We start from the raw sequence: 18807 nt of genomic DNA on the forward strand, positions 1-18807 counted from the left end.
CCGCCGGCCGTGCGCTCAGTCGCGCGGCCGGCCGCCGGCCTCACATTCCGGAGCGCTGTCCTGTCGGATTACGGGGGGCCGCCCCGGGGCGTCCTCCCGCCCGGCGCACGCGTGCCCGACAGGTGCCGCCACGACCGTCCACGCACCCCGCCCAAGTGCCCTCACGGAGGCTCCTCATGGCCCAGCCCCCCTTTCCGGCTCTGACCCCCAGCGCCACCGACTTCACGAAGGGCGGCGCGCTCTACATCGCCGCCGCGGCGACCGAACTGCCGCCCGCCATGCCCATCGAAGACGCCATTCGCGACGGGCTGTACACCCGGGAGAGCGCCGACATCGCCGAATACACCGGCGTCACCATCGCGGACGAATCCAGCTCCATCCTCGACCTGGCGTCCGCCGCCGCCCTTTCGGCGACCGCCAGGTCGGACGTGCCGGCCGCCGACATCCGCAGCCTGCTGTTCGTCAGCGTCTTCCCCTTCACGCACCCGCGCCTTTACAACCTGCCCGCGGCGATCGCGGAAGCGGTCCGCGCGCCGAGCGCCTTCACCACCCAGATATCCAACGCGTCCTGCGCCGCCGGTGTCGACGCCCTCGTCATGGCCGGGCACCGCCTGCTGCTCACCGAGGACCCCGCCGCCCTCGTCGTCGCCGCCGAACTCTGGCGGATGCCCCACATCGACCGCTTCGACTGCAATCCGAACTTCGTCTTCGCCGACGGCGCGTCCGCCGTCGTGCTCGGCCGGGCCGGCGGCTACGCCCGGCTGCTGTCCGGGGCGACCCTCACCGATCCGACGCTGAGCGGGCTGCACGTCGAAGTCCCCTCGGACCGCACCCCCGTCGACGTGAGCGCGCGCGCCGGTGCGTTCTTCCAGCGGACCGGCAGGGACACCGCCGAGGTGCACGGGCGCCTCGAAGCGGGTCTGAGGGCCACGATCGACAGTTCCCTGGCGCTGGCCGGCGTCAGCCTGGACGACGTGGCCTGCGTGGTTCTGCCGGCGGTCGGGAGGACCTTCCTGCAGCGGTATCTCGACATGCTGAAGATTCCCGTTTCCCGCACCACGTGGGACTACTTCGCGACGACGAGCCACATCGGCCCGGGCGACCAGTTCAGCGCCCTCGAATATCTCGCGGAGAGCGGCCGCTGTAACCGCGGCGACGTGATTCTCCTCATCGGCGAGGGCGTGGGCTTCCAGTTCAGCGTCGCCGTACTCGAAGTCCAGTAGCCCCGGCTGACGGTGGCGCCGACACGTACCGGAAAGTGGATAGTGGAGCGGCGGACGAGCGCTCCCGCGTTACTTGAATTAATGCCTCGCCGCACCGCTCCACGGTTTTGAGTATGGGCACGGTCCTTGGGCAGGACTGTGCCGCGAGTTGGCGACGGCTTGGCGTCCCGCACAGGCCGGGACCGATCGATCATACGCCCGCAAAAATGACAAGAGTCTGCCATGCCGGGGCCACCGGCAACATGTTGCCTCGCGGGACTCCTTGCTGAATTCAGTCCTGGCCCCGAGTGTTGTTCCATGACACTTCTAGATTCGCTCCGTGGTCCGAAGGATCTCAAGGACCTTGGGCCGAATGAGCTCACCGGTCTTGCCGCGGAGATCAGGGACCGATTGATCTCCACGGTGTCGGCGAACAGCGGGCACCTGGGTCCGAACCTCGGCGTGGTGGAACTCACCATCGCCATGCACCGCGTGTTCGACTCCCCCCGCGATCCGCTCATCTTCGACACCGGCCACCAGTCGTACGTGCACAAGCTGCTGACCGGCCGGCAGGAGGAGTTCGCCACCCTGCGGCAGCCCGGCGGCATGTCCGGATACCCGTGCCAGGCCGAGTCACCCCACGACCACGTGGAGAACTCGCACGCCTCGACCTCCCTGTCGTACGCCGACGGTCTCGGCAAGGCGTTCAAGCTGCGCGGCGAGGACGACAGGACGGTGGCCGCGGTCATCGGTGACGGGGCCCTGACCGGCGGGATGGCCTGGGAGGCGCTGAACAACATCGCCGCGGCCAAGTCCAACCGGGTCGTGATCATCGTCAACGACAACGGGCGTTCGTACTCGCCGACGCACGGCGCCATCGCCACCCACCTCGCGCAGGTGCGGACGTCGCAGAAGTACGAGAACGTGCTCGCCTCCATCAAGTCGACGCTGCCGAAGACCCCGTTGGTCGGCGCGCCCCTCTACGAGACGCTGCACGGGATCAAGAAGGGTCTCAAGGACGTCCTGCAGCCGCAGGTGATGTTCGAGGATCTGGGCCTGAAGTACGTCGGCCCCATCGACGGCCACGACCAGGCGGGGCTCGAACTCGCGCTGGCCCACGCCAAGGACTTCGGCGGCCCGGTGATCGTGCACGTGCTGACCCGCAAGGGCCACGGCTACGCGCCCGCCGAGAACAACGACGAGGACCACCTGCACCAGGTCGGTGCCAACACCGACCCGCTGACCGGCGCGCCGGTGAAGAAGGCCGCGCGTACCTGGTCGCACGTGTTCGCCGACGAGATCCTCAAGATCGGCGGCAAGCGCGAGGACGTGGTGGCGATCACCGCCGCGATGCTGCACCCCACCGGGCTCGCGCCGTTCGCCAAGGCACATCCGGACCGGGTCTTCGACGTCGGCATCGCCGAGCAGCACGCCGTCACCATGGCGGCGGGGCTCGCGATGGGCGGGCTGCACCCGGTGGTGGCGCTCTACTCGACGTTCCTCAACCGGGCGTTCGACCAGATGCTCATGGACGTGGCCCTGCACAAGCTGCCGGTCACCTTCGTGCTGGACCGCGCGGGTGTCACGGGCCCGGACGGCGCGAGCCACAACGGCATGTGGGACGGCTCGATCAGCCAGATGATCCCGGGCATGCGCGTCGCCGCCCCGCGGGACGCCAAGCGGCTCTCGGAGCTGCTGACCGAGGCGCTGGACGACTCCACCGGACCGACGCTGCTGCGCTGGCCGAAGGCGCCGGCCGGCGAGGAGGTCCCGGGTCTCGGCAAGCTCGGCGGCATGGACGTCGTGGCCCGCCCCGAGGAGGGCACCGCCACCGACGTGCTGCTCGTCGGCGCCGGCGTGATGGCCGGGGTGTGCGCGGACGCCGCGGCCCGGCTCGCGGACCAGGGCATCGGCGCGCTCGCCGTCGACCCGCGGTGGGTCAAGCCGGTCGACCCGGCACTGGCCGCCGCGGCCCGCGACGTACGCCTCGTGGTCACCGTCGAGGACAACGGCATCTCCGGCGGCTTCGGCGACGCCGTCTGCCGCGACCTGCGCGACGCGGGCGTCGCCACCCCGGTGACGTCCTTCGGCCTGCCGCAGGAGTTCCTGGACCACAACAGCCGCGGCGGCATCCTCGAACAGGCCGGGCTCACCGGCCAGCACATCGCACGCTCCGTCACCGAGGCGGTCTCCGGCAGCCGCAGCGAGGTCGTCGGCTCGCGCTGACCACCGCGGACGGCGAGGGCCGGGCCCCCTCAGGGGCGCACCGGCCCTCCCGTGCCGTACGCAACTTGCGCAACCGCGCCCTGTACGGGGAGACTCGGCGGCGCCGGCCTCCGGCCGGCCGCCGGCGTCCTCGCCCGCCCCGAGTCCGGGCGGCGCGGTCTGCTGCACGCCCCTCGGAGGGCGTCGTGCGGGCGTGACCTGCACCCCCGCATGATCGGCGGGCATTCCTCTCGCGTTGCCAAGTCGACACCAAGCCGATCGCAAGCGAAATGAGCAAACATATACAGCGCTTGTGCACCGTTGCTAAAGCGGCGGCGGCGCGGCCGAATTTGCTGTAACCCCGAACGGGTGCGACGGGAAACTTCGGGGAAACCTCTACCTCAGAAGGTGGATGCCAGGCATGTCGACTCTTTGCAAACCAGCGGTGAGCGTGCCGGAATACGTCATCACCATGGAAGAGACCCTGGAATTCGCCAAGAAGGTGCACGCGGGAAAGCCACAGCTTCCGCTGGCGCTCCGGCTCATCCAGAAGACCGGCGTGCGTAAAAGGCACATCGTCCAGCCGATCGAGAAGACCCTCGACCACCCCGGTCTCGAGGAGCGCAACCGGGTCTACGAGGTCGAGTCGAAGAGGATGACCCCGCCGGTCATCGAAGAGGCCCTGGCGAACGCGGACGTGACCCCCCGGGACATCGACGCGATCATCTACGTGTCCTGCACCGGCTTCCTCATGCCGTCGCTGACCGCGTGGCTGATCAACACCATGGGCTTCCGCTCCGACACCCGGCAGATCCCCATCGCGCAGCTCGGCTGTGCCGCGGGCGGCGCCGCCATCAACCGCGCCCACGACTTCTGCCGCGCGTACCCCGGCAGCAACGTCCTCATCGTCTCCGCCGAGCTGTGCTCGCTGTGCTACCAGCCGGAGGACGACGGGATCGGCTCGCTGCTCTCCGACGGCCTGTTCGGCGACGCCGTCGCCGCCGCCGTCGTCCGCGGCCGCGGGGGCACCGGCGTGACGCTGGAGCGCAACGCCTCGTACCTCATCCCGGACACCGAGGAGTGGATCTCCTACGCGGTCCGCTCCACCGGCTTCCACTTCCAGCTCGACCGCCGGGTGCCCGGCACCATGGAGCCGCTGGCCCCGGTGCTGCGCCAACTGGCCACGAAGCACGGCTGGGACGTCGAGAACCTGGACTTCTACATCATCCACGCCGGCGGGCCGCGGATCCTGGACGACCTGAGCAAGTTCCTCAACACCGACCGGCACATGTTCCGGCACAGTTGGTCGACCCTCACCGACTACGGGAACATCGCCAGCGCCGTCGTGCTGGAGGCGCTGCGCCGCCTCTTCGAGGAGAACTCCGTCGTGCCCGGCGCCAGCGGCATGATCGCGGGATTCGGCCCCGGCATCACCGCCGAGATGTCGGTGGGCAGTTGGGTCGGCGAGGGCCCGCAGCAGCGGGCGGCCGGTACGCCCGTCGCCGCCGCCGTCGGCTGAGCCGGCGCCCCCGCCGCGCGCCCCGTCAGCCACCACGAAGGGAAGATCGCATGACCAGCCTGGTCGTCCCGCCCGGTCAGGGACGGAAGCTCATCACGAAGGCGCAGGAGGTGACCTTCAAGGTCACCGGCGCGGACAACGGCTTCGCCTCGACCTTCGAGGTCGTCGTCCCGCCCGGCTTCGACGTCGGCGCACACGTGCACGAGGACGCCAAGGAGTTCTTCTACGTCCTTGAGGGCGAGCTGGAGCTGTTCGCCTTCGAGCCCGTGGCACGCACCGAGGACACCTGGCACAACTGGGAGTCCCCCGAGGGCGGCAAGCCGCTGCGGGCCGGGCCCGGAAGCTGCATGTTCGTGGACAGCGGCACCCCGCACGCCTTCCGCAACCCCACGAGCACCCCGACGCGCATGCTCTTCCAGAGCTCGCCGCCGCCCGACCACGAGCGCTACTTCGAGGAGATCTGCGAGATCTTCTCCAGCGGCAAGACCGTGGACCCCGGCGCCGTGCAGCTTCTGCGGGACCGCTACGACGTCAAACAGATCACGCCGCTTCGCTACGGGTAACCGGTCTCCCACCAGCACCACCCGAGAGGGAACGATGGACAGCATTCCATTGGTTCACGCGAGTCTGGGCATGCAGGAGCTGGCCGCCGTCGAGGAGGTGTTCGACTCCGACTGGACGGCCGGCCAGGGCCCGCGGGGCAAGGCCCTCGAAGCCGAGCTGGCCCGCCGCTACAGCGTCGCCGACGCCGTCACGCTGAGCAGTTGCGCCGCCGCGCTGCACCTCGCCCTGCTCGCGCTGAAGGTGGAGCCCGGCGCCGAGGTGATCGTCGCCGACTACACCTTCCCGGCGCCCGCCCACGCGGCGCACTACGTCGGCGCCACCCCCGTGTTCGCGGACGTACGGGCCGACACCGGCACCGTCGACCCGCAGGCGGTCGCCGACCTCATCGGCCCGCGCACCGTCGGCATCATCGCCGTGGACACGGTCGGACTGCCCGCCGACTACGCGGAGCTGCGGCAACTCGCCGACCGCCACAAGCTGTTCCTCATCGAGGACGCGGCCTGCGCCATCGGCGCCACGTACCAGGGCCGCCCGGCCGGCTCGCTGGCACCGGTGGCCTGCCTGTCCTTCCACGGCCGCAAGGGGATCACCTGCGGCGAGGGCGGCGCGCTGCTCGCCGAGGACCCCGCGATTGGCGCGGACGTGCGATTGCGCTCGTCGTTCGGCATCGGGAGCATCTTCGACAAGGCCCGGGTCATCGGCCTGCCGATCCCGATCTTCACCGACATCGGTTACAACTACAAACTGTCCGACATCTCCGCCGCGATCCTCCAGGTGCAGCTCGGCCGGATCGAGGAACTGCTCGACCGCCGCAACCAGGTGGCGGCCCGCTACGCCGAACTCCTCAAGGACGAGGAGCTGGTCACCGTCCCGTACGTGCCCGCGGACCGCACCCACGCCTGGCAGTCGTACCTGCTGACGCTCGACCCGGGCGTCGACCGGGCCGGCGTCGCCGCCGACCTGCGCGCCCAGGGCATCGGCTGCGGCCACGGCACCTGGGCCAGCCACCTGCAGCCCGCGTACGAGACCGACCAGACCTGCCCCGTCTCTGCGGACCTCGCGCAGCGCCAGCTCGCCATCCCGATGCACGCCGAACTCTCCGTCCAGCAGGCCGAGCGGGTCGTCGAGGCGCTCCGCCCGGCGCTGCGCAACAACACCAGCTCGTCGCGGCACTACGAGGGTTCCGCCGTGCCCCCTACCACGTCTCCAGTAGAGCAGGACAACAAGGGAGGAGCGGCATGACCGACGGCCGTCCCAACTCCGATCGGGTGCTGCGGCTCATCACGGGCTACTGGGCCACCGGCATCGTGGGGACCGCGGCGAAGTACGCGCTGTTCACGCACATTGAGGACGGTGCCCGTACGGTCGACGCCCTGGCCGCCCGCGCCGAGCTGTCCGTCCGCGGCACCCAGGCCCTGCTCGACGGACTGGTCAGCCTGGACCTCGTCGAGCGGCGCGGCGGCGAGTACCACAACACCGAGGAGGCGGCCACCTACCTGGTGGACCACCTGCCTACCAGCCTGACCAGCTTCGCCCAGTTCAAGATGGGCCACATGGGCTCCCTCACGGACCTGCCCGAGGTGGTGCGCGCCGGCGGCCCGCTGTCCACCTCGGTGGTCGAGGTCGCCGACAACCCGCACTGGGAAGCGCTGGTCACGGCGCTGGCCGCGTCGTCGGTGCCGGCGACGGAGATCGCCGCCGAGGCCCTCGGGATCGCCGACGCGGGGGAGGTCTCGATCCTCGACATCGGCGGCGGCTCGGGCATCATCTCCGGCACCTGGCTGGAGCTCAACCCGGCCGCCCGCGCCACGCAGCTCGACTGGGCGCCGATCAACGCCATCGCGCGCCGGCTGCTCGCCGGGCGCGGGGTGGGCGAGCGCGTCGACTACATCGACGGCGACTTCCACACCACGGAGTTCGGCACGTCCGCGTACGACTACGTGGTGTATTCCAACATCGCCCGCCAGGAGGGGCCGCAGGACAACATGGCCCTCTTCGCGAAGATCAGGGCCGCCCTGAAGCCCGGCGGCACGCTGGTCGTCTCCGACTACGTCGTGGACGACGACCGGGGCGGCGGCTCGAAGTACGCCCTGCAGTTCGCCTCGGAGATGCTGCTGAAGAGCAGGCACGGCAGCACCTGGCGGCGGGCCGACTACCACGAGTGGCTGGTCAAGTCGGAGTTCGAGGAGATCACGTTCCAGCCCACGCCCTCACCCGCCACATTGATCTTCGCCAGGTAGAGGGGCGAGCCGACCGTGGCACGGGGGAGCGGGACAGCTTTCGGCGGAGGGAATGCAGTGAGCCCTGATGGCAAGAGGGCGGTCGTCTCGACGGGTACGCGGTCGGCGGTCGCTTCCGGCACCTCCCGGGACGCGGCGCCGTGAACGCCGGCGCCGTAGTCGCGGCCAAGGAGCACGAGGACGCGTGGGGTCCCGAGGACCTGTTAACCGGCCGGGCGACCAGCCCCGCCGGATACCTGGGCGACACACCCACGCCGCTGGTCGGCCGCACCCGCGACCTCGACCGGCTCGCCACCGTGCTGTCCGCGCCCGACGCCGGTCTGGTGACCGTCACCGGACCGGCAGGGGTGGGCAAGAGCCGGCTCGTCATGGAGTACCTCCGCCGCTTCGGGCCCGGACCCGGCGGCACCGTCGAGGTGTTCGACTTCGGCCGGATCACGGACCCCGCCATGGGCGCGCTGATGCTGCGCCGGCTCAAGGAGCAGCTCCACGAGGGCCCCGCCGCCGTCCAGTCGGCCCTGGAGGGCCTCGGCCCCGGCCCGTACACCGTGCTGTTCGACCACTACGAGGACGTCGCCGATGAACTGGCGCCACTGCTCACGGAGTTCCGGCGGAGCTGCCCGCAGGTACGGGTGGTCACGGTCGGCACCACCCGCCTCGGGCTGTACGGCGAGCGGGTCGTACGGCTGCGGCCGCTGCCGACCGGGCACGGCGTCGAGGCCGACCTGCCGGCGGTCTCGCGGATTCCGGCCGTGGAGCTGTTCGTACAGTACGCGCGGGCGGTACGGCCCGAGTTCAAGCTGACCGCGGAGAACTTCCGCTACGTACTGGCCCTCTGCCGGCTCGTCGGCGGGCTGCCGTTCGCCATCGAGCTGGCCGCCGAGCAGGTCAAGCTCGCCGAACCCGACCTGATCCTGGAGCGCTTCGAGCGCGGCACCGGCGACCTGCGGCGCATCGACCAGCACCCGTACTCGCGGCACTCCAGCATCTCCGGCATGGTCTCCTGGGTGTTCGCCCGGCTGCCCGCCGACGAGCGGCTGCTCCTCAACCAACTGGCGATCTTCGAGGGCCCGTTCACCACCCGCGCCGCGGCCGGTGTGCTCACCGGCTTCGACGCCGCCGGCTACCGGACCCTGGAACGGCTCATCGACGCCAGCGTGCTCATCCCCGACGAGCGGCCCGACGGCGAGCTGAGCCTGAGCATCCCCAGCTCCGTACGGCACGCCGCGGCCCGGTCGCTGGCCCTGCTGCCCGTCCACGAGACGCTGCGCAAGGCGCACGGCGAGTACTTCCTGGCGCTCGCCACGCCCCACCCCACGCCACCCGAGCCGGGCGCCCCGTCCGCAGGACCGCGCCCCGCGCCAGGACCGGAGACCCGGGCGGACCTGCTCGCGGCGTTCGGCTACTGGCGGGAGGCCCGCGACGGCCGGTTCATGGCCCTCATCGCCGGCGCGCTGCGCGACCAGTCCACCGGCGCCGCCCAGACCCGGCAGTGCCTGCGGCTGACCGAGGAGGTGCTGCGGGCCGGCGTCGAGGACGCCCGGCTGCACGCCAGGACGCTGGAGGCCGCCGGCGGGCTGGCGATGCGGCTCGGCTCCGGCGCGGCCCGCGGCTATCTCGTCCAGGCCCGTGACGCGTACCGCGCCGTGCACTGCGACGTCGGCCTGGTGCGCTGCCTCGGGCTGCTCGGCGACGAGGCGTACGCCGCCGGGGACCTGGACCGCGCCCGCCGCCGGTTCGAGGAGGGGCTGGCCGTCCTGGCCTCTCCCGCCCGCGCGGGGGTCACCGGGGACACCGCGATCAGCGTCGGCCGGTACCTCAGCCGGCGGCTCGCCGTGGTGGCGCGGGACGCGGGCAACCTGGCCCGCGCCGACGAGCTGGCCCGTACCGCCCTGGCGGCGGAGCTGGGCCGCGAGGACTTCGGCGGCGCGGTCACCGCCCGCTACGTCCTCGCCTCCGTCCGGCTGCTGGAGCAGGACTCGGCGGAGGCGCGGGCGCTGTTCGCGGACGCCGCCGAGCAGCTCGGCGGCCTCGCGGACGCGGCGGAGCAGCCCGAGTGCCTGGAGATGCTGGCGATCACGCTGTACAAGTGGCGCCGGATCACCGACTGGCGGCTGCTCACGGCGACGCTGGGCCTGGCCAACCTGCTGCGCCGGCGGCTCGGCTACCCCCGCCCACGGCCGCTGACCGACCTGACCACGGCGATCCTCGCCACCGCCAGCCAGGAGCTGACCGCCGACGACTACATGTGGGCGTGGCGCTCCGGCGCCGAGCTGACCTGGGAAGCGGCGCTGCGTCTGATGCCCGCCGCGGACGCGCACCCGGTGGCCGGGGACGACGTGCCCCCCGACGTGGCCGACATCCTCACCAAGCGGGAGCTGGAGGTCGCGCTGCTGGTGGCCGAGGGGCTGACGAACCGGGTCATCGCCCGCCGGCTCGGCATCGCCGAGTGGACGGTCGTGAACCATCTGCGCAAGGTGATGCGCAAGCTCGGCTGCCAGTCCCGGGTGCAGGTGACCCGCAGGCTGGCGACCGGCTGAGGCCGGCGGCGGAAGGCGGGTACCGCACCCCGCCTTCCGCCCGCCCCCGCCCCGGCCCCGGGCGTTCACGCGGTGTTACGTGATCCGTACACGCCCGTGCTGACACCGTGTCGAGCGACGCCGTACGATCCGTTACCGGGGGACAGGGAGAGCTGCGTCACGTTCAGGGGTGGGGGAGACTCGTGCGACGACGGCCCGCGGGGTGCGCCGGATCCGTGCTGCTCGCCGCCGTGCTCGCGCTCGCGGGCTGCACGGGCGACGACGGGAAGCCATCCGCCGGGCCGTCGCACGCTTCCGGTACGCGGAGCGCCCCGGGCCCGGCGCCGACCTCCGCGCTCGACGCCGACCCGGCGAAGGCGCCGCGGGACGAAGCCGCCGCCCGCACCCTGATCGACGAGGTCATCGCGGAACCCGCGCTCTTCGGCCCCGAGGCGGTCGAGGCCACGCCGTACGAGAGCGACCCCGGCCGCTGGTCGGTCCTCGGCGACGACTGCGTCTGGCGCCAGGAGCCGCTCCCCGACGACGTACTGGCCACGCTCTCGCGGCACTTCGAGGTCCCGCCCGCGGCGGGGAAGGGCGCCGCCCGGCTGGTCGCCGTGGTCACCGTGCACCGCACCGCCGAGGAAGCCGACTGGGAGAACGCCGGGATGCTGGAGGAGATGCTCCGCTGCCCCGAGCAGCAACTCGGCGCGGACGAACGGCTCACGGACCTGATCTCCTCCGCCTCCTACTACGGCGACTCCGCGAACCGCTACGCCGACGACGTGCTGCGCGAGAGCGGCGACTACCGCGGCGCGGGGGCGGCGCCCGCCCCGTACGCCTGGATGCAGATGCGGCTCGGCCAGGTCACCGTCTCGGTCTCGGTCAGGGCCGGGCGCGGGTACGACATGACGGAGGCCCAGGACATCGGCCGGGAGGCGGGGGTCCGGATGCTCCGGCGGGTGGCGGACGCGCTCGGGCGCGACGGGACCGGCGGCGAGAGCGGGGAGGACACCCCGGGCGCCGAGGGCGCGCAGGGCAACGGTGCGGAGGGGAACGGCCGGTGACGGAGCAGCTCACGCCCTCGGATCCGGTACGGATCGGCGGCCACCGCCTCCTCGCCCGGCTCGGCGCCGGCGGCATGGGCGTCGTCTACCTCGGCCGCGCGGACACCGGCGAGCTGGCGGCCGTCAAGGTGATCCGCCCGGAGTACGCCGCGGAGGCGGACTTCCGCGCCCGGTTCCGCCGCGAGGCCGCCGCCGCCCGGCGGGTGCGCAGCCCGTGGGTGGTGCCCGTCACCGGTGCCGACCCGGACGCCGAAGCCCCCTGGCTGGCCACGGCGTTCGTGCCGGGCCCCGCGCTCGCCGAGGCCGTCGCCCGCTGCGGCCCGCTGCCGGAGCGCGGCACGCGGATACTCGGCAAGATCCTCGCCCGAGCGCTCGCGGCCGTGCACGCGGCCGGGCTCGTCCACCGGGACGTCAAGCCCGGCAACGTGCTGCTCGCCGTGGACGGCCCGCGGCTCATCGACTTCGGCATCGCCCGCTCCCCGGAGGAGACCGCGCTCACCTCGCCGGACGCCGTCGTCGGCACCCCCGGGTTCCTCGCGCCCGAGCAGGCGCGGGGCCGGGAGGTCGGCCCGGCGGCGGACGTGTTCGCGCTGGGCTGCGTGCTGGCGTACGCGGCCGGCGGACGCCCGCCGTTCGGCACCGGCGCCGTGGACGCGCTGCTGTACCGCACGGTGCACGACGATCCCGACCTGGCCGATGTCCCCGACGGCGTACGGGACGTGGTGCTCCGCTGCCTCGCCAAGGACCCCGCCGCCCGCCCGACGGCCGCCGAACTCGACGACGCCCTGGTCGAGGACGCGCCCGAGGGCACCGCGGACTGGCTGCCGGACGAGGTCGTACGGCTGATCGCCGACCGCTCCGCCGCGATGCTGGCGCTGCCCGACATCGACGCCACGGCGGCCGCGGCGCCCGAGCCTGGCCGCGCCACCGGCCGCCGCCGCTTCCTCGCCCTCGGCGCCGGCGGCGCCGCGCTGCTCGCGGCGGGCGGGGGCGCGGCGCTCTGGGCGGGACTGCGGGACGACGGAGGGCCGGGGCCCGCCGCGCGCCGGTGGACCCTCGGCGTCCAGGCCGACCTGAGCGGGCCGCAGCGGACGGCGGGGCGGGCGCAGGAGCGCGGCGTGCGGCTGGCCGTCGAGCAGTTCAACGCCCGGGAGCGCCGGCCCTTCGAGGTGGAGGTCGCCGTCGCCGACGACCGCGGCGACCCCGCGGAGGCCGAGCGCGCCGCGCGGCGGCTCGCGGCCGACCGCGACGTGCTGGCCGTCGTCGGCTCCACCGGCGACAAGACCACCGGCGCGGCCCTCGGCCCGTACGACGAGCGGCGCGTCCCGCAGCTCACCGTCTCCTCCGCGCAGGGCGCGTACGGCACCGCCTCCCGCCGTTCCCTGCTGCAGACCGTGCCGACCTACGGCACCACCAGCCTGCCCGCCGCGCTGATGCTCCGGGCCGCGGGGGTGCGCCGGGTGGGCATGGTGATCGACCGGGCGGCGGGCGAGTTCGCGTGGGAGGAAGGCCATCTCGCGTACAAGACCATCGGGCTGGTGGAGATCGAGGTGCACCCGCGGGTGGTGCCGCGCAGCGCGGCCTCGCCCGTCGCGGTGCTCGCGGACGTGCTGGACCGGGGGCCGGACGCCGTCTACTACGCGGGCGGTCCGCGGCGCGGCGCGGACCTCGCGCGCGGGCTCGCCGACCGGGGCTTCACGGGCGTACGGATCCTCGGCTACCCGGCCGCCGGGCCGGAGTTCACCGCACGGGCGGGCGCGGCGGCGGACGGCTGGCAGGTGTACGCGCCGTACATCGACCCGGGGGCGAAGCCGGTCGCGGAGTTCGCCGCGGCGTTCCGCGAGCGGTACGGGCGGGCCCCGGGGCGGTGGGCGGCCGAGGCGTACGACGTGACGCGGATGGTGCTCGACCGCCTCACCGAGGCCGCCGGGGGCGGCGGCCGGCCGGCGCGGGCGGAGCTGTTCGAGCTGCTGGCCAAGGGCACGTACCGCGGGCTGGTCAGGGAGTACGCATTCCAGGACGGCTATCTGCAGGGCGTCGAGATGTTCCACTACCGCGCCGCGGACGGCCGCTTCGGCTACGCGGGACCCGCGGACACGGGCGAGTGAGGGAGACCGTGCCGTGCGCGCGCTGACCTCCGGCGACCCCGGGGCCATCGGCGGCCACCGGCTGCTGGCGCGGCTCGGCGCCGGCGGCATGGGCGTGGTCTACCTCGCCCGGACGCCGGGCGGCGCGCTGGTCGCGCTGAAGGTGATCCGCGCCGAGCACGCCGCGGACCCGGACTTCCGCACCCGCTTCCGCCGCGAGGTGACGGCGGCGGGCCGGCTGCGGGGCCGCTGGCTGGTCCCGGTCGTCGCGGCGGACGCGGAGGCCCGGGAGCCGTGGCTGGCCACGGAGTTCGTGCCGGGTCCTACGCTGACGGAGACGGTGGACGGCCACGGGCCGTGGCCGGAGCCCGCGGTGCTGCGGCTGGGCGCGTACCTGGCCCGTACGCTCGCGGACGTCCACCGCACCGGCCTCGTCCACCGGGACGTCAAGCCCGGCAACGTCCTGCTGACGCTCGACGGCCCGCGGCTCATCGACTTCGGCATCGCCCGCGCGCCCGGGGCCACGGCCCTGACGGCGAGCGACGTGGTGATCGGCTCCCCGGGCTACCTCGCCCCGGAGCAGGCCCGCACGGGCGCGGCCGAAGTCGGCCCGCCGGCGGACGTGTTCGCCCTCGGCTGCGTCCTCGCCTACGCCGCCTCGGCCCGCCGCCCCTTCGGCACGGGCAACCCGGCGGCGGTCGTCTTCCGCACGGTCCACGAGCCCCCGGACCTGTCCGGAGTACCGGAGGGGACGCTACGGGACTGGGTGGAACGGTGCCTGAGCAAACCCCCGGAGGACCGCCCGACGGCAGCGGAGCTGGCGGCGGCCCTGGAGCCGGCGGGGGAGCCGGGGCCGGCGGCGGGCGGCCCCGGGGACACCGTTGCGGATCACGGGAGTTGGCTGCCGGGTGCGGTGGTGCGGGTGGTTGCCGAGCGGGCTGCTCGGGCGCTTGATGTTCCCCCTCGGGCCCGTGACACCCTCGCCTCCGAATCTGCGCCGCCCGCGGCCCCCACCCGGCGGCGGTTCCTGGTGGCCGGAGGGGCGGCGGGGGTCGTCGCTGCCGGGGGCGGGCTCCTCGCGTACGGGCTCAGCCGGGGCGGGACTTCAGGTGCGGGCCTCCCTCCGGTGCACACCCTCGGGCTGCACGCAGACCTCAGCGGGCCCGGGAAGGACCCGGGCCGCGCCCACGAGCGCGCCGCGCGGCTGGCCGTCGACCGGCACAACGCCCGCGAGAACGCGGGGTTCCACCTCGCCCTGGAGGTCGCCGACGACGGCGGCAGCCGGGAGGGCGCCGCGCGCGTCGCCCGGCGGTTCGCGGACGACGCCGCCGTACGGGCCGTCCTCGGACCGACCACCGCCGCCGGCGCCCGGGCCGCCGCGGGCGTTTACCGCACCGCCCGGCTCGGCGCCGTGCTCGTCGGCGTCGACGGCGCCGGCGTGCCGCAGGCCGACGCGGAGACGCTGGCCGTCACCAGGGCACCCGAGAAGCTGCTGGCCGCGGCGTTCCTCCACTACCTGAGCGACGGCCGCCCCGTCCACCGCACCGCCGTCGTCCGCGACGAGGGCCGCGAAGCCGCGGACTTCGCCCTGGCCCTGAACGAGAGCCCGCCCAACGACGGCATCGTCACCGTGCACGACACGGATGACGGCATGACCGCGGCCGTCGAAGCCGCTCTCACTCAGCGCGCCGAGGCGGTGATCTACGCCGGCGAGTCCCCGGAGCGCGCCGCGCAGTGCGCCCGCGCGCTGGCCGCCGCGGACTTCGCCGGTCCGCGCGGCGGCACCTGGCGCACGATGACTCCGGCGTTCCTCAAGGCGGCCGGTGTCGCGGCCGGAGGCTGGCTGTGCGCCGCCCCGTTCACCGACCCCGCCGCGGCGCGGGACTTCGCCGCCGCCTACCGCGCCGCGTACGACGCGGCGCCGCCGCGCTGGGCGCCCGAGGCGTACGACGCGGTGGGCCTGGTCGCGGCGGCGATCGCCCGGCTGAAGAGGACCGCGACGGACGACACCGTCGACCGCGGGGCCCTCGCGCAGGAACTGTTCCGGGAGACGTACCGCGGCGTGGCCAAGGAACTGACCTTCGCGCGGGACGACACGCACCAACTGGAGCTGCCGGGATCCCTCTTCCTCTTCCAGGCCCGCGGCGGCGCGTTCGCCTTCCTCGGCCCGTACGACGAGGTGCGGCGCCCCTGACGCGGCCGCCGCCCCCCGGTCCGCTACACCTTCCGCGCCACCGCCGCGTACTGGGACACCTCCGCGTCGAGCAACTCCGCCTCGGTGCCGGCGAGCGGGTTCCTGTCGGGCTTCCAGCGGTGCGGGGGGACCAGGCCGGGAGTGACCAGCTCAAGACCGGCCAGGAAGGGCGTGATCGAGTCCTTCGCGCGTATGGTCAGGGGGATGCCCTGCCCGTGGTAGATCTCCTGGACCTGCGCCATGCCTTCGGGGTTGAAGTCGGGGGTGGCGTGCGACAGGGCCAGGAAGCTGCCCGGGGCCAGCGGCTTGAGCAGCGTCTCCATGATCTGGTGGGGTGCGTCGCGGTCCGGGATGAAGTGGAAGAGCGCGTTGCAGGAGAGCGCGACCGGCCGGTCGAGGTCCAGCGTGCTCCGTAACTCGGCCGCGTCCAGGATCGTGTGCGGCGCGGTGACGTCCGCGTGCAGATAGGCGGTGCGGCCCTGCGGCGTGCTGGTCATCAGGGCCTCGGCGTACCGCAGCACCAGCGGGTCGTTGTCGGTGTAGACGACCCGCGCGGCCGGGTTGGCGTCCTGCGCGACCTGGTGGAGGTTGGGTTCCGTGGGTATGCCCGTGCCGATGTCGAGGAACTGGCCGATGCCCGCCTCGGCGGCCAGCCAGTGGGTCGCGCGGCGCATGAACGCCCGGTTGACGCGGGCGGCGGTACGGGCCTGGGGCCAGACGGAGAGCACTTGCCGGGCGGCGGTGTGGTCCACCTCGTAGTTGTCGTGCCCGCCGAGGATGTAGTCGTAGATGCGGGCGGGGTGCGCCCGGGTCCGGTCGACGCGGGTGGGGTCCGCGGTCTCGTCGGTCACCTGGTCAGTCCGTTTCGGTCGTTGCCGGCGCTCGGCGGTGGGGGGCGGCGTACGGGACGCGCGGGGCGGCGGCCGGTATGCCCGCTCAGGAGAGCAGGAAGTCCGCGTCCCCGTTCTTGATGCCCGCGATGAATGCGCGCATCTCCTCGGCGGTGTAGATCAGCGCGGGGCCGTCGTCCGCGGTGCTCTGCCGCAGCGCCACGCGGCCGTCCGCGAGCCGCTTCGCCTCGACGCAGGCGTCGCCGTTGGGGCCGCTCCACGGCTTGTCCCAGCCGTCGGTGCCCAGCTCACGGGCGGGCATGCCGTTGTACACCTGCCCCCCGCCCGGTGCGCCGGTGCGGTGGGCGTCGTTCGTACCGTGCGTCTGCGCCATCTTCATACTTCCTTCCGGATGTTGGCGATGATGTTCTCGGTCTGATGCGCCGGCGGTGCCTGGGTGGATATCCGGTTGAGGGCCTCCAGGCACTGGGAGACCAGCGCGGTGTCCTCCACGTAGGCGGGGCCGGTCAGGCTCTCGCTGTAGCCGAAGTCGCCCAGCTCCGGGGCGGGGAAGCGCAGCAGGTGCAGCGGCCCGTACATGGCGGGGTGCGGGCCGGTGTCGAACGGGAGCACCTGGAGGGTGACGTTCGGCATCCGGGTGGCTTCCACCAGCCGGTCGAGCTGCGCCCGCATCGTCTGCGGTCCGCCCACGGTGCGGCGCAGGGCCGCCTCGTCGACGATGGCCCACAGCCGCAGCGGCTTCGGCTCGCGTATGAGCAGTCCCTGGCGCTCCATCCGCAGGGTGACGCGGCGCTCGCGCTCGCCGGCGGCCAGCGGCAGGTGCCCGGCGGAGAGCAGGGCGCGGGCGTAGTCCTCGGTCTGCAGCAGTCCCGGCACGCAGTGCGGCTCGTACGCGCGGATGAGGGTCGCGGCCGACTCCAGACTCACGTACAGGCCGAACTGCTCCGGCAGGACGTCGCGGAACCGGTGCCACCACCCGGGCTTGTTGGCCTCCTCGACGAGGTCGAGGAACGACTCGATGTCGTCCTGCGGCAGACCGTAGGTGCGCAGCAGCTTCTCCACGGAGGCGTACTTGAGGCCGACTTCGGCCTTCTCCATGCGCCGGACGCTGGTCGCGTTGACGCGCAGCGCCTTGGCGGCCTGCTCGGGGGTGAACCCGGCGCTCTCACGCAGGTTCTGCAGGCGGCGGCCCAGCACGAGCTGGCCGGCCGTGGGGGCCGACTGGCCGGATAAGGCCGCCGCGCCCGCCGCGCCCGCCTCGCCGCCCGCTCGCGCCATCGCGTCTGCACCTCCCGGGAACAACTATGGGGCGTTGTCGGTGGGTTTGCCGGTGCGCCGGTGCGCAGTGTGCCACGCCACTGGGATCGTTCGCAGCGCTATGCATTCCCGCATGTGCAGTCTGCAAAACAGCGCTTGCGATCCGTGACCGGCCCACGCATAGTTGGCGAGTGACGCCGTTCACACGGCCGACGCCCTCCCACGTGCGAAGCTCCGGGGCGGTCGGACGCCGTGTCCCCCTCGACGGACGTACGGAAGGCATCCGGCCCATGGCCTCCTCATCCCACACCGCGCTCGGCACGACGGCGGACTTCGACGTCGCGGCGCACGGCGAGAGCTTCGAGCTCGTGGCCAGGGCCGCCGCGGCGGCCGAAGCGCGGACGTACGTCAGGCGGCTGCTCGACGACTGGCGGCTGGGCGGAGACGTGCGCGACGCGGCCCAGTTGGTGGTCTCCGAGCTGGTGACCAACGCCGTGCTGCACGCGAGCGGCGGCAGGATCGTCTGCCGGCTGGCGCTGCGGCAGCCCTGGGTGCGGCTGGAGGTGCGGGACCAGGGCGGTTCGTACGGGGTCCCGATCCGCACGGTCGCGGGGCCCGAGGACGAGTGCGGGCGCGGGCTGGGCCTGGTGGCGGCGCTGAGCGAGGCGTGGGGGACGGAGCCGTCGGGGCCGGGGTTCACGGTGTGGGCGACGATCAGGGTGCCGCGGCCGGTCTGAGGCGGGCGGGCGCGCGCGGCGTACGGCGGGGGAGGGGGCGTACGCCCGAGCAGGGCCGAGCCCCGGCGCTACGGGGCGGGTTCCGCAGCTAGCCGAGGCCCACCTCCTGGATCGTCGCGAAGTCGTCGCCGCGCTCGATGGGCCGGCCCGCGCTGATCGTGTACGGGGCACACCGGCCGGCCGACGACGGGGAGGCGGCGCGGGGCGGCGGCGCGGGGTGGCAGGAGCCGGCCGGGGCGGTCCCGGGGTGGCAGTCCGCACCGGCGACGTCGTCGGTGACGTAGTACGCGTAGATCTCGGCGATCGCCGCCATGTCCTGGGGAGCGGCGGGGCGGATGACGGCCGCCGGCGGGGAGGTTGGCACC

At 73.5% G+C, this 18807-nt stretch carries 15 protein-coding genes; 11 read left to right on the forward strand and 4 right to left on the reverse strand.

Annotated elements, in window-relative coordinates; translation table 11 throughout:
• The first annotated feature begins 176 nt into the window (after nt 1-176).
• From OG946_RS26630 to OG946_RS26675, 10 genes are all read left to right on the forward strand, one after another.
• Nucleotides 177-1223: a 3-oxoacyl-[acyl-carrier-protein] synthase III C-terminal domain-containing protein gene (locus OG946_RS26630; protein ID WP_326798523.1), complete on the forward strand. Its 1047-nt coding sequence runs from the start codon at nt 177-179 to the stop codon at nt 1221-1223.
• Nucleotides 1224-1520: 297 nt separating this feature from the next.
• Nucleotides 1521-3428 carry a 1-deoxy-D-xylulose-5-phosphate synthase gene (gene dxs / locus OG946_RS26635; protein WP_326798524.1) on the forward strand — a complete coding sequence of 636 codons (1908 nt, stop codon included), beginning with the start codon at nt 1521-1523 and terminating at the stop codon, nt 3426-3428.
• A 400-nt stretch (nt 3429-3828) separates the two neighbouring features.
• On the forward strand, nt 3829-4926 hold the full coding sequence (locus tag OG946_RS26640) for a type III polyketide synthase (RefSeq protein ID WP_326798525.1): 1098 nt from the start codon (nt 3829-3831) through the stop codon (nt 4924-4926).
• A 50-nt stretch (nt 4927-4976) separates the two neighbouring features.
• A complete protein-coding gene (locus OG946_RS26645) occupies nt 4977-5489 on the forward strand; it encodes a cupin domain-containing protein (RefSeq protein ID WP_047018081.1) in 513 nt (170 codons plus the stop codon).
• Nucleotides 5490-5523: 34 nt separating this feature from the next.
• Nucleotides 5524-6732: a DegT/DnrJ/EryC1/StrS family aminotransferase gene (locus tag OG946_RS26650; RefSeq protein ID WP_326798526.1), complete on the forward strand. Its 1209-nt coding sequence runs from the start codon at nt 5524-5526 to the stop codon at nt 6730-6732.
• The gene (locus OG946_RS26655; RefSeq protein ID WP_326798527.1) at nt 6729-7730 is read left to right on the forward strand and encodes a class I SAM-dependent methyltransferase; all 1002 of its coding nucleotides are present in this window, start codon (nt 6729-6731) and stop codon (nt 7728-7730) included. Before OG946_RS26650 ends, OG946_RS26655 begins: the two co-directional genes overlap by 4 nt.
• Nucleotides 7731-7870: 140 nt before the next feature.
• A complete protein-coding gene (locus tag OG946_RS26660; RefSeq protein WP_326798528.1) occupies nt 7871-10270 on the forward strand; it encodes a LuxR C-terminal-related transcriptional regulator in 2400 nt (799 codons plus the stop codon).
• A 182-nt stretch (nt 10271-10452) separates the two neighbouring features.
• Nucleotides 10453-11316: a hypothetical protein gene (locus tag OG946_RS26665; protein WP_326798529.1), complete on the forward strand. Its 864-nt coding sequence runs from the start codon at nt 10453-10455 to the stop codon at nt 11314-11316.
• Nucleotides 11313-13424 (forward strand): bifunctional serine/threonine-protein kinase/ABC transporter substrate-binding protein, encoded by a 2112-nt coding sequence (locus OG946_RS26670; protein ID WP_326798530.1) that lies wholly within the window; start codon nt 11313-11315, stop codon nt 13422-13424. The genes OG946_RS26665 and OG946_RS26670 overlap by 4 nt, the downstream gene beginning before the upstream one ends.
• A gap of 13 nt (nt 13425-13437) precedes the next feature.
• Nucleotides 13438-15597, forward strand: a complete 2160-nt coding sequence (locus OG946_RS26675) for a bifunctional serine/threonine-protein kinase/ABC transporter substrate-binding protein (protein ID WP_326798531.1) — start codon at nt 13438-13440, stop codon at nt 15595-15597.
• Nucleotides 15598-15620: 23 nt separating this feature from the next.
• Here the strand turns inward: OG946_RS26675 and OG946_RS26680 are convergent, their stop codons facing one another.
• The 3 genes from OG946_RS26680 to OG946_RS26690 all read right to left on the reverse strand — a co-directional run bounded on the left by OG946_RS26680 (nt 15621) and on the right by OG946_RS26690 (nt 17726).
• The gene (locus tag OG946_RS26680; RefSeq protein WP_326798532.1) at nt 15621-16448 is read right to left on the reverse strand and encodes an SAM-dependent methyltransferase; all 828 of its coding nucleotides are present in this window, start codon (nt 16446-16448) and stop codon (nt 15621-15623) included.
• An 85-nt stretch (nt 16449-16533) separates the two neighbouring features.
• On the reverse strand, nt 16534-16827 hold the full coding sequence (locus OG946_RS26685; protein WP_326798533.1) for a DUF397 domain-containing protein: 294 nt from the start codon (nt 16825-16827) through the stop codon (nt 16534-16536).
• Complete coding sequence (locus tag OG946_RS26690; RefSeq protein ID WP_326798534.1) at nt 16824-17726, reverse strand: helix-turn-helix domain-containing protein; 903 nt, start codon at nt 17724-17726, stop codon at nt 16824-16826. Before OG946_RS26690 ends, OG946_RS26685 begins: the two co-directional genes overlap by 4 nt.
• Before the next feature lie 269 nt (nt 17727-17995).
• Between OG946_RS26690 and OG946_RS26695 the strand changes: the two genes are divergently transcribed.
• Complete coding sequence (locus OG946_RS26695) at nt 17996-18442, forward strand: ATP-binding protein (RefSeq protein WP_326798535.1); 447 nt, start codon at nt 17996-17998, stop codon at nt 18440-18442.
• Nucleotides 18443-18530: 88 nt separating this feature from the next.
• On the opposite strand, the gene OG946_RS26700 is transcribed toward OG946_RS26695, so the two are convergent.
• On the reverse strand, nt 18531-18806 hold the full coding sequence (locus OG946_RS26700; protein ID WP_326798536.1) for a hypothetical protein: 276 nt from the start codon (nt 18804-18806) through the stop codon (nt 18531-18533).
• Nucleotide 18807 lies beyond the last annotated feature (1 nt).

Origin of the sequence: Streptomyces sp. NBC_01808 (genome assembly GCF_035917395.1) — a bacterium.
Classification (GTDB): Bacteria; Actinomycetota; Actinomycetes; order Streptomycetales; family Streptomycetaceae; genus Streptomyces.